The organism is Paenibacillus polysaccharolyticus (assembly GCF_900102085.1).
Taxonomy (GTDB): domain Bacteria; phylum Bacillota; class Bacilli; order Paenibacillales; family Paenibacillaceae; genus Paenibacillus; species Paenibacillus polysaccharolyticus.
In genome coordinates, this window is record NZ_FMVM01000011.1 from 24,362 (window position 1) to 35,966 (window position 11,605).

19 protein-coding genes are annotated in these 11,605 nt (G+C 38.8%); 18 read left to right on the forward strand and 1 reads right to left on the reverse strand.

Annotation, left to right across the window (positions count from 1 at the left end; genetic code table 11):
* Positions 1-8 precede the first annotated feature (8 nt).
* The 16 genes from BLQ13_RS15985 (at position 9) to BLQ13_RS16060 (ending at position 9,291) form a co-directional block, all read left to right on the forward strand.
* The gene (locus BLQ13_RS15985; protein ID WP_090921831.1) at positions 9-332 is read left to right on the forward strand and encodes a hypothetical protein; all 324 of its coding nucleotides are present in this window, start codon (positions 9-11) and stop codon (positions 330-332) included.
* A gap of 95 nt (positions 333-427) precedes the next feature.
* Entirely contained in the window at positions 428-733 is a 306-nt protein-coding gene (locus BLQ13_RS15990; protein ID WP_276326749.1) for a DUF2834 domain-containing protein, read from the forward strand.
* Between the two features lie 85 nt (positions 734-818).
* The gene (locus tag BLQ13_RS15995) at positions 819-1,280 is read left to right on the forward strand and encodes an SRPBCC family protein (RefSeq protein WP_090921835.1); all 462 of its coding nucleotides are present in this window, start codon (positions 819-821) and stop codon (positions 1,278-1,280) included.
* Positions 1,281-1,424: 144 nt separating this feature from the next.
* Entirely contained in the window at positions 1,425-2,000 is a 576-nt protein-coding gene (locus BLQ13_RS16000; RefSeq protein WP_090921837.1) for a dihydrofolate reductase family protein, read from the forward strand.
* 146 nt (positions 2,001-2,146) lie between these two features.
* Positions 2,147-2,902 (forward strand): hypothetical protein, encoded by a 756-nt coding sequence (locus tag BLQ13_RS16005; protein WP_090921839.1) that lies wholly within the window; start codon positions 2,147-2,149, stop codon positions 2,900-2,902.
* Positions 2,903-2,937: 35 nt separating this feature from the next.
* A complete protein-coding gene (locus BLQ13_RS16010; protein WP_090921840.1) occupies positions 2,938-3,525 on the forward strand; it encodes a GNAT family N-acetyltransferase in 588 nt (195 codons plus the stop codon).
* Between the two features lie 25 nt (positions 3,526-3,550).
* A complete protein-coding gene (locus BLQ13_RS16015; protein ID WP_139168908.1) occupies positions 3,551-4,024 on the forward strand; it encodes a CDI toxin immunity protein in 474 nt (157 codons plus the stop codon).
* Positions 4,005-4,433 (forward strand): argonaute/piwi family protein, encoded by a 429-nt coding sequence (locus BLQ13_RS16020; RefSeq protein ID WP_090921844.1) that lies wholly within the window; start codon positions 4,005-4,007, stop codon positions 4,431-4,433. The genes BLQ13_RS16015 and BLQ13_RS16020 overlap by 20 nt, the downstream gene beginning before the upstream one ends.
* Positions 4,434-4,457: 24 nt before the next feature.
* Positions 4,458-4,967 (forward strand): hypothetical protein, encoded by a 510-nt coding sequence (locus BLQ13_RS16025; protein ID WP_090921846.1) that lies wholly within the window; start codon positions 4,458-4,460, stop codon positions 4,965-4,967.
* Between the two features lie 180 nt (positions 4,968-5,147).
* The gene (locus tag BLQ13_RS16030) at positions 5,148-5,459 is read left to right on the forward strand and encodes a hypothetical protein (protein ID WP_090921848.1); all 312 of its coding nucleotides are present in this window, start codon (positions 5,148-5,150) and stop codon (positions 5,457-5,459) included.
* A 64-nt stretch (positions 5,460-5,523) separates the two neighbouring features.
* Entirely contained in the window at positions 5,524-5,961 is a 438-nt protein-coding gene (locus BLQ13_RS16035; RefSeq protein WP_090921850.1) for a GNAT family N-acetyltransferase, read from the forward strand.
* Between the two features lie 74 nt (positions 5,962-6,035).
* Complete coding sequence (locus BLQ13_RS16040; protein WP_090921852.1) at positions 6,036-6,833, forward strand: hypothetical protein; 798 nt, start codon at positions 6,036-6,038, stop codon at positions 6,831-6,833.
* Positions 6,834-6,866: 33 nt separating this feature from the next.
* Positions 6,867-7,127 (forward strand): hypothetical protein, encoded by a 261-nt coding sequence (locus BLQ13_RS16045; RefSeq protein WP_090921854.1) that lies wholly within the window; start codon positions 6,867-6,869, stop codon positions 7,125-7,127.
* A gap of 343 nt (positions 7,128-7,470) precedes the next feature.
* A complete protein-coding gene (locus BLQ13_RS16050) occupies positions 7,471-8,133 on the forward strand; it encodes a hypothetical protein (RefSeq protein ID WP_090921856.1) in 663 nt (220 codons plus the stop codon).
* A 28-nt stretch (positions 8,134-8,161) separates the two neighbouring features.
* On the forward strand, positions 8,162-8,725 hold the full coding sequence (locus tag BLQ13_RS16055; protein WP_090921858.1) for a hypothetical protein: 564 nt from the start codon (positions 8,162-8,164) through the stop codon (positions 8,723-8,725).
* Positions 8,726-8,811: 86 nt separating this feature from the next.
* Complete coding sequence (locus tag BLQ13_RS16060; RefSeq protein WP_090921859.1) at positions 8,812-9,291, forward strand: hypothetical protein; 480 nt, start codon at positions 8,812-8,814, stop codon at positions 9,289-9,291.
* A gap of 125 nt (positions 9,292-9,416) precedes the next feature.
* Here the strand turns inward: BLQ13_RS16060 and BLQ13_RS16065 are convergent, their stop codons facing one another.
* Positions 9,417-10,031, reverse strand: a complete 615-nt coding sequence (locus tag BLQ13_RS16065) for a hypothetical protein (RefSeq protein WP_090921861.1) — start codon at positions 10,029-10,031, stop codon at positions 9,417-9,419.
* A 132-nt stretch (positions 10,032-10,163) separates the two neighbouring features.
* On the opposite strand from BLQ13_RS16065, the gene BLQ13_RS16070 reads away from it, so the two are divergent.
* Positions 10,164-10,730: a histidine phosphatase family protein gene (locus BLQ13_RS16070; RefSeq protein WP_090921862.1), complete on the forward strand. Its 567-nt coding sequence runs from the start codon at positions 10,164-10,166 to the stop codon at positions 10,728-10,730.
* 119 nt (positions 10,731-10,849) lie between these two features.
* Positions 10,850-11,575: a hypothetical protein gene (locus tag BLQ13_RS16075; RefSeq protein WP_090921863.1), complete on the forward strand. Its 726-nt coding sequence runs from the start codon at positions 10,850-10,852 to the stop codon at positions 11,573-11,575.
* The last annotated feature ends 30 nt before the right edge of the window (positions 11,576-11,605 follow it).

Consider the following 11,605-nt stretch of genomic DNA (forward strand, 5'->3'; position numbering starts at 1 on the left):
TGAAGGAAATGAATAAGAAAACGTATCTTGTTAAGGTTGCTTATTTAATTGATCTAAGTGATGAAGAATACAAAGAAATGGGTGACCAATTGATTCCAGAACTTGAGAATGAAATTACTGTTATGGGAAATCTAAAATTAGATTGGCAGAGCAGTTCTACTATATTACTTGATCCAGAGACAATGAATTGCGGTAGGTGTTCAAAATGTAATTCGTGGGTGACCGACAGAGAAAAACCAGATCATATAGATGAACTAAACAATGGAGCAGTTGTCGATGATCGATTACTCTGTGATGAGTGTTTGCCGGAGGAACATAGATGGGCATTCTAGATCGCTGCCTAGGTGCACGAGAGTCATTTCCAATAGGTAAATTTAGATGAATACAATATATAATTGAGGTGAGAAATTTGAAGTATTTCTTCGGAGTGTTAACTATCTTAGGAATAGTACTGCCCTACATGGCATTTATTCCTTGGATTGGTGAAAACGGATTCAATCTAACGATGCTATTGAGTGAAGCAAGACAGAATCGGATTAGCGAGTTCGCTTGGTTGGATGTGTTAATATCAGCAGTTGTATCGATTGGATTTATCATATATGAAGGAAAACGAATTGGAGTAAAGCATATGTGGTTACCGATCATTGGAACATTAACCGTTGGCGTTTCTTTTGGACTGCCATTATTTTTATTATTGCGTGAAATTCATATGGATAAAATGAAGAATAGATAAACTGGGAAATGGATTATAAGTCAGTGGCAGATTCATGTAGTTCTAATTCAATAAATCATTCGTTACGTATCGAGGTGATTGTGGAGTGGTTATAGTTGAGACAGAGATTCTAATCGATGCTCCAATAGATTTATGTTTTGACAGGGCTAGAGATATTGATGTTCATACACAAACGGTCTGGAAACATACGAAAGAGAAAGCTGTCGCAGGAGTTACTTCTGGAAAGATTAATCATGATGATACAGTAACCTTCGAGGCAAGACATTTTTTGATTAGGCAAAAGTTGACGTCAAGGATCACAGCGTACCAAGCTCCTTATTATTTTGTAGATGAAATGCTGAAAGGCGCGTTTAAAAGCCTGCGCCATGAGCATATTTTTGAAGAACAAAACGGCAAGACACTTATGAAAGACCGGCTTACTATGGTTGCTCCGTTTGGGATTATAGGCTGGGTCACCGAAAGACTTATATTAAAATCATATATGAAGCGTTTCCTCATGTATCGAAATCAACAATTGAAAATCTTAATAGAGATGCAAAGTGAATAATAGAAGAATTGTTATATACATCTTTTTGGAATAGTCGTATATTTCATTTGTGGTTAGCAAACCATATGAGAAAACAAGATGAATCATGTCAGAGTTCAGTTCAGATTTAGCGGAGATATCCCTCATAAACAAGGAGAAGTGAAGATGAGAAAACTCGTTTTATTTCTGCATTCGTCGCTTGACGGTTATGTAGAAGGACCAAATGGTGAGATGGATATTGGCTGGGTTTCTTACGATGCCGATTTGGAGAAATACGCGAAAGAAGTTCTGAGTACTGCTGACACGGTCATTTGGGGACGTGGGACGTATCAGATGATGCACGCTTACTGGCCATCTGTACGTTCGGACGCATCAGCTTCTCAGCATGAACGGGAGCATGCCGAGTGGATTGAGAAGACAGCCAAAATTGTTTTTTCCACAACGCTGGACGACGTCGAGTGGAACAATTCCAGATTGGTAAAAGAAAATATCGAAGAAGAGATTAAACATCTCAAACAACAACCAGGCGAGGATATAGTCATACTCGGTAGTCCAAGGTTCGCACACTACCTTATGCAGCTTGATTTAATAGATGAATATAAAATTACAGTGTCTCCCGTTTTAATCGGAAGTGGATTACCGTTATTCCAAGGTCTCAACCAGAAGATCAATCTTCAACTTATTGAAAATAAAACCTTTGATTCCGGTGCTCTAGGTCTCTTTTATCGGGCGATAAAATGAAGGGATCATCTTAAAGTAGAATAAAGGGAGAGAATCCCATCACACACACCCAGTCTAAGATAAAATGATCTAAGGCTGGGTCATTTCGTATTAGAATTATTCACAAGAACGTAATTACATAGAATCACGAAGAGGATGGAGATCATATGAAGCTATTTAAAAGCAAATTCAAGATTGCTGGATTGATCATGTTATTGTTCCTATTTTCAACTATAGCGGTTTCTCTAAAAGTCTACGCAAAACCTGTGAATGCTGTGTTAGTGGATTATTCAGCCATGGAACGAATCGAAAAAAATGTATTCATAGAAGCTGACGCCGGGAGCGACGTGAAAACTCAACTGCTTGAGTTTGTCAGGTCATCAGAAGATAAAGTGATTAATATATTCGGTAGTAGAGTTGCTTCTCCTTATGTAATAGTTGCATTAAGTCAGAGTGCATTAAATAAATATGCGGAAAATATAACGGGTCAAACGTACTATTATCCATGGAAGAATTATATAGTTATAGGACCGAAGGGATTAAATGAAAATGTAATTTCACATGAGTTCACGCATGCAGAGTTGAGAGAAAGATTAGATCATAAAGACAAAGTTCCTGCTTGGTTTGATGAAGGACTGGCAACCATGATAGACGGTCGATATGTCAACAACGAAGACGTATGGAAAGAACATACGAATAATGGCGAGAAGCCTATTGATTATCAAACACTGGGATCACATGAAGCATTTAATAATTATGGAACCCGAGAGGCTTGGATTAACTATAACTTGGCATGTTACGAAGTTACCCGTTGGTTCAAAGTGGTGGGAAAGGATGGACTTCTCCAGTTAATTGATGGATTGAATAATGGTAAAGAATTTGATAACCAATATCAATTAATCGAAAGTGAAATGATTGATTAGCATTAAAGTCAAACAACAAACCGGAGGTGTGGAAAATGAAGATTGAAGATGTTTACAACGATTTACCTGTGCTTGAGACTTCGAGAACGATACTTAGAAAAATTGAAAAGAATGATGTGCAGGATATTTATTCTTACTGTAGTGACCCGGAAGTATCCAAATATACAACGTGGCATCCACATATGAAAATAGAGGATACCGAGAATTTTGTTGATTTCATCATAGATAAATATAATAAAAGCCAGATTAGCCCATGGGGGATACAAGATAAAACAACGGGCAAGATCATCGGAACTTGCGACTATGTAGGCTGGGAAATCCATCACCACAAAGCTGAGATTGGATACGCATTGTCAAGAGATTATTGGGGACAAGGTTATATGACGGAGTGTGTGGAGAAAATAATCCAATTTGGTTTTGAACATATGGACTTGGTTCGAATTGAAGCTAGATGTATATCAGCGAACACGGGTTCTTCAAGAGTCATGGAGAAAGCAGGCATGGAGTTTGAAGGGATTCATAGAAGGCATGTATTCATTAAAGGGAAATTCGAAGACCTCAAAACGTATTCAATCATAAACGAGAATTCAGCGAAAAGAGTGGAAGATAACGTTGCCATCTGACAGAAAAAGAAGGCTTCAGACATTGTTGAAAAGAAACAAACTAAAAAATGAGGAAAGATTAACAAGTGTGTTGTTTGAAGAATGTTTGGCAGTATTAGGTAGTGATGTGATTGTTATGACCGATGAACGGTCAAAAGAAATATATAAATTATTTGAAGCGGAATTTAAAATCAATTTATATGGTCGAATAGAATGGGATTCATATAAAGCGTATGAGGAAATGGATGAGAATACATTTGGAAATCGATATATGAACCAAGAAGAATATTATTATATATTATGGAGTCATGGATCAGATCCTGTAATCAAAGCAAGGTTGAATCAGATCGTTAAAAACCTGGAGGATGTTACTGCTGTTTCCCCAGATATATGGGTCTATCGAGAAGAGAGGCAGGTTATTGAACTCTTCCATGATGGAATCGTAAGAGTGATGCAAAAGAAAGAAAGATTGTATACGCTGATGATTGAGGGTGGTAAAAATGAAGATCATAAGAGATAAAGAAGAACTCGAAGGCACTTGTTATATTGAAGTTTTACCAGGAAAGTATCTGGAAACGTGCTGGAATGACCACTCTATTTTTTTCGATGAAGAAGTGTTTGGTTATTTAGAAAAAGCCATATATGATATATATCCTAAATATGATCATTATGCATTTACTGAAATACATCGAGATACCTGGATGTTAATTCTTGAAAAATTAAATGAGCTTGTTGCTCTACTTGATGAGAAGGTAACAATGGGTGTGCTCAACGAACGTGTATATTTTTTCTTCGGTAGCTCTGAAGATGAGTTTCAACAAGATTTTGATCATAATGTTCGGAGACTTCGAGAGTTAATTATAGAATTTGAAACATGGATGAAAGAACAATTGAGAACTCAAGAATATATTTCAGTTCTGGGGATTTAACCAAGGATGTTGGGAGGGGAAATATTGCGAGTAAGTACATTTCTTGAAGAAAAAGATTTTAGCTTTAAAGATGTGGAATACTTGTCTCCAGAAATCAAAGCAGTGGTGGTCAATCATCATATTAATGTCACACAAGGAGAAAGTGAAAATATTGCACATATACATGTCCAATATTATGATAACTTGTCTTTTCAATGTAAAGTGATTGATTTATACCAGGAGCATTCACCAAAGATCGCATGGATCAAAAATAGTTATGTAACAGATACATCGAATGATGATTTTGATTATGAGGATGTATTGCCTCCTTTTGGTGTTGTAGAGTTATATGATTTGGATATGAAATGTAATTCAGATTGTACAAAAGTCATGATCCAAGCTTTGTATCAATTAATGTTTAACTTCTTGCTGGAATATTTCAATGTGATTGTTTTTCATTCAAGGGAAGCTACGAATGTTATAGATCTTGAGAACATAAGATTTAAGCGTTTCATGATCAACGACGAATTATATTATAGGTCGATTTCTTACTAAGTATAAAGAAAAGTTATTGTTGAAGAATGAACAAGTGCTGTTTTTCGATCCAACTTTTCTCTCTGGCATTAATATAGGTGGAATAGAGCAGTATGAATTTTGGCGGATTCATAAGGAAGAGGAAAAACAAGAGGTATATATCGAGCTTTAATCAATCTAATACATTGGAAGTGGTCTTCAGTGAAGAATTTAGCGGTTGTTAGCTTGTATTTTTTGAGTGAGGTAGAAGGCGGACAGAAGGCAGCAATTACGGAGGACTTTTCGGCACCTATCGTTTTTGATGTGGATCCAGATTTGCAATTTGGACTCTGGAGTGCTGTCGTGAAGTTACATAGTCAACCGGATGAACATAGGGAAGCCAGGGCTGATATGTATTATCTATTCCACAATTCAGAAGAAGTGCCGAATCATCTGTTGGAACCCGGCAACAGTTTCTCACTAAAAACGAATAAGACCATTGCCAAAGGAACGATAGAATGGTTGAAGGAATGATAAGAACATCAATCCTCGTAGGTTCAATAATATAAGGTATCATTTCAGAGATCGGAGGTAAACCATGGACGTTGTGATTCGAGAAATCCGAGAGACGGACTATTCTGATGTAGTCATGTTATGGAACAATGACTTAGGCAGTCCGACTGTTACTTCTGATAATATATCTGCACGGATCGAAAGACTGAATTCAGATGAAAACTACAAAATAATAGTCGCCGTATCAGATAACAAGGTAGTTGGTTGTATTTCAATGGTGCAAATCATGGCATTGGAATATGAGATAGGATACTTACAAATTAATGGTCTGGTTGTTCAAAAAAATGCTCAACAAAAAGGAATAGGCACTAAATTAATTGACCATGCCGAGGATTTTGCTTCAAAGAAAGGACTTTCTTACATGATATTAAATTGTGGATTTCAACGTACAAAAGCACATGAATTCTATGAATCTAAAGGATTTGATAGATTATCCTATTGTTTCACTAAAGCGGTAAGGTGAATCAGTCCAATGGATGAGTATTAGACAAGGCGAAACATAACAGACAACGTAAATATACAAGGAGTTATGCATAAATGGTAAATCATATGACCACATTGGGATTTCGTGTACATTCTCCAGAAGATTTTGAAAATATCGCCGAGTATGCACTCTCAACAGGAACCAGAATTAAAGCTAAACATGGGCAATATGCTTTTGCTCTGGCAGGAGAAGGGATTGAGATATGGCTTCAAATAGATAAAAAAAATCAGGTTATCGGATTGAATCCACATTTTTCAGGTTCATCTCGTATGAATATCGGACTTACTGCAGAATTAAAGCCAGACGAAAACAATAAACTAGATGGCAGTTTTCATGCTTGGGCTGAACCCGATGATTCGATGGAATCTGGGAGTTATCCATTCGTTTTTGATGTACCTAACCGAGGCGTCTACGGGCAAATTCTGACTCCTCAGAGTATACATGTACAATTATCTGCATTCGCACATGAAGTGACGATCTATAAAGATGAAGAAGAGTTTAACCTGTCCCAAGATAGTGAATTGAAATTTGCAGTGGAATCTTTTATCCCATCCGGACTATTTGATAGTGAAGGTACGCCAAGTGCAACAGCCATTTTTACTGGGCGAATCGTAGAAACGGCAGAGATTGTTAATGAGCAGTCGAAGCTACGTTTCACCTGGGCATTAGTCAGAACATTAGGTGGGGAGATTGATGTTGTCATTGATCAAGAACTCGTTAACAAGGAAATGATAGTCGGTGGCATTATTTCTGGTTCATTCTGGCTTAGCGCAAAGTTCCAGGATGAACCTGTCATTAAGAAAAAAAGCAACGTGATTGAGAGAATATTTAGAAAAAATAATGAGAAATAATATGAAATTATAAAATTTTATATGGAGGTCTATTTGAAGACTGAAGAAATACTCACAAGGATTATCAACGCATGGGACCCACTTGCACTTCTGGCTGGTGGGGCACCAAGTAATGAATATGATATTGAGATAAAAGTGATATGCAAACAAGTAAACGCAGCAACGAACGAAACTCAAATAGCTCAAATCATTTATACAACATTTAGAGAAAAGACGGGCATTGAATTAAATCTATTGAGTTGCTTGAAGTGTGCATTTATAGTTGTTCAGGAGATAAAGGGTAATCAACAATGAAAATAGAATAAAAAACTGAACCATGGATGTCATCTTTTAAAATAGTCACATCTATGCTGACATCTCATCCATACAACTGTGATGTCAAACATGAGCCCCGCGATTCATTGTCGCGGGGTTTCTTCATAAGGTAAGATAGAGAAGAAATGTCATATTTTTATTGTGAACGATGATGAGATGTTGAGTAACCGGGGCAATGTCATAAAGAGATATTTGAAAAATAATTGATAATTAGGTGTAAAAGATGGTGGGATGGTTTGACTGAAATTCATATGTAATTCAATTGTTGGCAGGTACATTGATCTGATAATTGATACATATCAAATCTGAGGAGTGATCATGGTTGGATATTAATAATCAAAATGGTGATTTTCTTGGTAGAATTCAGATGGAAGCGCAGGAAAGTGATTACGTCGTAGATCAAATTATACGTACTCTGAAACCAGGTGATGGAAAGGCCATCTACATTGCAAATGCTGGAGAGCACCAATTCACCCAGCAGACGAATTATGCTGCCGTTGAATGGGAGCACGGACTGGAGCAGTTGAAGGAAACACTGACGGAGTGGCAGCCGCAGTTTCCGGCCCATGCGGAAGTTGAGAGCATTCAGGTCTATTATGGATTCGATAATCTGACACCAGATGAGATTGAAGCTATGGCTGAAGAGAGCAGAACCACTGGACAGCAGGTCGTGATCCGCGATTTGCATCCAAACAACAAACTTGTAGGTATCCGAATCCAGTATCAAGGAGAAGGGGCACTGACCCTTCACATTTTTGGCACAACCAAAAGTCGAGTTTACCTGTCTGAGGATGAATTGTCTCAGGTGAAACCGCTACGCGTTCGGGACGCGGAAGCATTTTATTTTTCGAATCACGGAATGGACCGGTTGATCTGGATTGAGGTTGGAAGTAACGGAAAGGCGCTGCAGTATGAACTGATCGGGCAGCAGCAGTCCGCAGCAGCTTTAATTCAAATCGCTGAAGGGATGAGCATAGAGTCTTAGTTAAGCATCGAAAAGGAAAGGAACAGATATGAATAACAGAAGATGGGCAGTACTTTCAACGGTTATCCTGATTATAGCAGCAATATTTATTTATCAGTATTACAAGTCAGACTCCCCAAGCGAGGCAATAACAGAGAAGGTTTTGAACCAAGATGGGTATACCGTCACGCTGAGATCAGAACATATTCCTGTTGAAATTTTTGTGAAACCCGAATGGATTAATTTTAATGTCGATGAACCCATGAAAAAAGATATCCAAGCAGCCGAGATCCACAACTCGACTCTACTACTGGATGTGGTAAACAGAGGTAACGATATTTATTTTTCGTTTAGAACGATCTTTAATATGAACAATCCTTCGGGAGCATTTATATATAATGGATACTTTACTGAAGAGGGAATTCAAACTTATACGGATACAAATGTGAAATTGTACGATGAAAATGGTGAAGAAATCGCAGTAAGTCAAACAGGACTTGGTCCAGGTGCAGCATTTTCCTTTGGAATTGAGGAGGAACAACAGAAGCTTATCAAGGAAGGGTTTTATGTGAAGTATAATGATTTTAATGTTTACAATTATATGGAAAAATAGCAACTCATCATGACTGAGTTCAGCGATCTGATGTGCCTTGTCATGAGGTGGATGGAGGATGTAAGTAGCTATATATGGAGGGTATCATGGATATTGTAACCAAGCAGCTGAAGCTGGAAGAGCTTAGTGATTTGAAATATGAAGTCCATATTGGAGATTCCGAGGCAGTGAAATATTGCAAGATCATGATTCTAAAGTTCGTGGGTGAATATGGTTATGGTTCTGGTGGGAATTCAGATGCCATCTATATGTGTGCCATAGGCAAAGCGGTGTTGGAAGCATGGGAACCATCGGGGTTGATCCTTGATTTCAGTGAACTAACCTATGAATGGGGAGATCAGTTAGAAGATGTGTTCTATATTGGTGAGGATCAGTATCGTAACATCCCTTTTCCTGTAGCACTTATTGTAGGCGAACACTCGGAAGAAGCGATCAGAACGTTAATATTAGGGGTATACAGTGATCAGACCACTGATGATATTGACTGGGTGCACCGTGATCTGAACAGCGCCTGGACATTTATTGAGGAGAAATTGACGGAGTATGATCGGAATAAACGATTGTGAGATCCGTCGTGATAACCAAGGTATAAATAAATCCAAATGAAAAAGCCCCAACGTTGGGGCTAACTCCAATTTGATGTTAATTCATCGATAAAGGCCCATGGGAGGGATAAGATAGAGTCACATGGTTAGGAATCCTGATTCAGGTTGTACTTTTTCATAACGAAGTCACGGAACGTCGAATACTCAGATAATTGTTGTGATGTGGAGGATTCAGGTAAGCTATATTGGCTTATGCCTTCCAAGCTGAATTTTCCCAAGTTATCATTAATCAAACCGTAATCACCATAGGAATTTCTCAGCAAAAAAATCACACTTGTCTCACCCTGCTGTAGTTCTACATAATCATTCGCTGTATACTTAATATCTCCATCCAAGCTAACAGGTTCAATGATGGTTAATTCATTCTGATCTGAAGGGAAATCCTCAGGTTTCTTTACTATTTTCTTAATCTTGATGTTGGTATTGGTGTGGAAGGATTGCATGGTTCCATCATCAAATGCAGTTATGACATGCTCACGATCCGCAAACCCGTCTGTTGCATATCCAATCACGATTAATTCAGCAAACGCATCGAGCTTTTCCACTTCACTGAAGGTGATGGAGTTGGCCGGTAGATGGACTACGGTATAAACGTTTTGCTCCGGTTTGGATTGAACATTCATATATGTGATGATTGATACAGTGACGACGACTATGCATACAACGCATATCAGAACAGATTTTTTTTGAAATGAAAACATTAGCTTATCCTCTCTTAGATATTCTTTTCTCCACTTCTACTATTACATAAATGAGAATTATTGCAAATTATTTATAGGAGTAAAAACTGATAGATGAATGGATTTAGGAGATGAAACCAAAGGAGTTTTTTTATGAAAACGATCATCTATATGGTTAGGCATGCCGAGTCCCCTTACAATGAAGGAACGGAAAGAACAAGAGGACTTACCTTGAAGGGCAGGGAGAATGCGGCCAAAGTAACCGAGATATTAAAGGAAGAAGGAATACATACCATCATTTCGAGTCCGTATGCCAGGGCTGTTCTAACTTTGGAGGGGCTGGCAACAGCTTTAGGGGTAGATATCCAGCTCATGGAGGATCTCCGAGAAAGGCATTTTTCAGATGAGGCTGTTGCGGATGAGGACTTTACTGCTATCACGGAAAGAATGTTTGCTGACCCTGAGTATGCATTGCCCGGAGGCGAGTCTAACAAGGTGTGCCAGCATAGAGCTGTGAGCGGTTTGAAACAGATTTTAAAAGAGTATTCTGGGAAAAAAGTAGCGATCGGCACACACGGACATGTCATGACGTTAATGATAAATGCCTTTGATCCAACGTACGGAGTGGACTTTATCAATCAGATGAAGAAACCGGATATCTATCAATTGCAATTTGACGGGATGAGATTAGAGAAAGTCACTAGACTGTGGGAAGAATAGGAGATGATTCCGATGGCAGGCGGCTAGATTGGCTGGTTTGCACATGAAGTAGAATGAAGATATTACGGAAGAATGAAGAGAGTGGTAGGGCTGCTTAAAAATGAGGGGAGAGAATATGGATGGATCAGCAGGAATATGGTCGTTATTTATTAGCCATGGGCGGGGAAGAGTTTGAACCAGCAGTGGATGAGCAGGTTGAGGCAGACCATCTTTACGGCTTCTTTCAATGGTTTATGCCATCGGGAGAGGGTGTTGACCGAGTGTTTGAGCCGATTCCAGGCGGCGAGCGTTTTTTGGACCGAATACGTCCAATCTATGAGATGCTGAATCCCGGAGACTTCACCGGTGAATATGTACCAGGGTATTTTAATGGTGGACATGAAATTGCTCCCGAAGAAACGTTGCGAAAACTGGGTCAGGAGCTAATTGAAGGCTTGAAAAGTCTGTTCTCCATTGTGCCAGAAGATGACGAATCAGCGGATATCGCTCAGGAAGCATTACAAGATCTGGCCTGTGTGAAGGAAGTGGTTGTGTTACCGCAGGGTGAACTTGGCAAGTTAGAGCAAAGAGCCATCCAAGGCACGGACGAAGAAGATAGCGAGGCAGTTTACGAAGCTCTCGGAGACCTCCTTAGCTCACGCAGTGACTACGATGAAGCGATTGAAATCCTAAGCGAAGCTTATTATTCTATTGCTTGTGATTATTGGGTAGCGTATTACTTGCAATGGCCCCGTTATGAAGGTTTGCAGGAAGTAGAAAACTGCCTGTATCCATACTTTGAGCTGTACCGTTATGGGTATAATCTTCATTGGACTAAGACGACATTATTCATTGGCAAGCGTTGATCCTACTAGAGCGTATAGAAGGAGTATATA

What these genes read in the sequence shown, in the direction of transcription:
- BLQ13_RS15985 (WP_090921831.1), top strand. Translation starts at nt 9, where the DNA reads ATGAATAAGAAAACGTATCTTGTTAAGGTTGCTTATTTAATTGATCTA.
- BLQ13_RS16000 (WP_090921837.1), top strand. Translation starts at nt 1,425, where the DNA reads ATGAGAAAACTCGTTTTATTTCTGCATTCGTCGCTTGACGGTTATGTA.
- BLQ13_RS16005 (WP_090921839.1), top strand. Translation starts at nt 2,147, where the DNA reads ATGAAGCTATTTAAAAGCAAATTCAAGATTGCTGGATTGATCATGTTA.
- BLQ13_RS16010 (WP_090921840.1), top strand. Translation starts at nt 2,938, where the DNA reads ATGAAGATTGAAGATGTTTACAACGATTTACCTGTGCTTGAGACTTCG.
- BLQ13_RS16020 (WP_090921844.1), top strand. Translation starts at nt 4,005, where the DNA reads ATGAAGATCATAAGAGATAAAGAAGAACTCGAAGGCACTTGTTATATT.
- BLQ13_RS16035 (WP_090921850.1), top strand. Translation starts at nt 5,524, where the DNA reads ATGGACGTTGTGATTCGAGAAATCCGAGAGACGGACTATTCTGATGTA.
- BLQ13_RS16040 (WP_090921852.1), top strand. Translation starts at nt 6,036, where the DNA reads ATGGTAAATCATATGACCACATTGGGATTTCGTGTACATTCTCCAGAA.
- BLQ13_RS16055 (WP_090921858.1), top strand. Translation starts at nt 8,162, where the DNA reads ATGAATAACAGAAGATGGGCAGTACTTTCAACGGTTATCCTGATTATA.
- BLQ13_RS16060 (WP_090921859.1), top strand. Translation starts at nt 8,812, where the DNA reads ATGGATATTGTAACCAAGCAGCTGAAGCTGGAAGAGCTTAGTGATTTG.
- BLQ13_RS16065 (WP_090921861.1), bottom strand. Translation starts at nt 10,031, where the DNA reads ATGTTTTCATTTCAAAAAAAATCTGTTCTGATATGCGTTGTATGCATA.
- BLQ13_RS16070 (WP_090921862.1), top strand. Translation starts at nt 10,164, where the DNA reads ATGAAAACGATCATCTATATGGTTAGGCATGCCGAGTCCCCTTACAAT.
- BLQ13_RS16075 (WP_090921863.1), top strand. Translation starts at nt 10,850, where the DNA reads ATGGATCAGCAGGAATATGGTCGTTATTTATTAGCCATGGGCGGGGAA.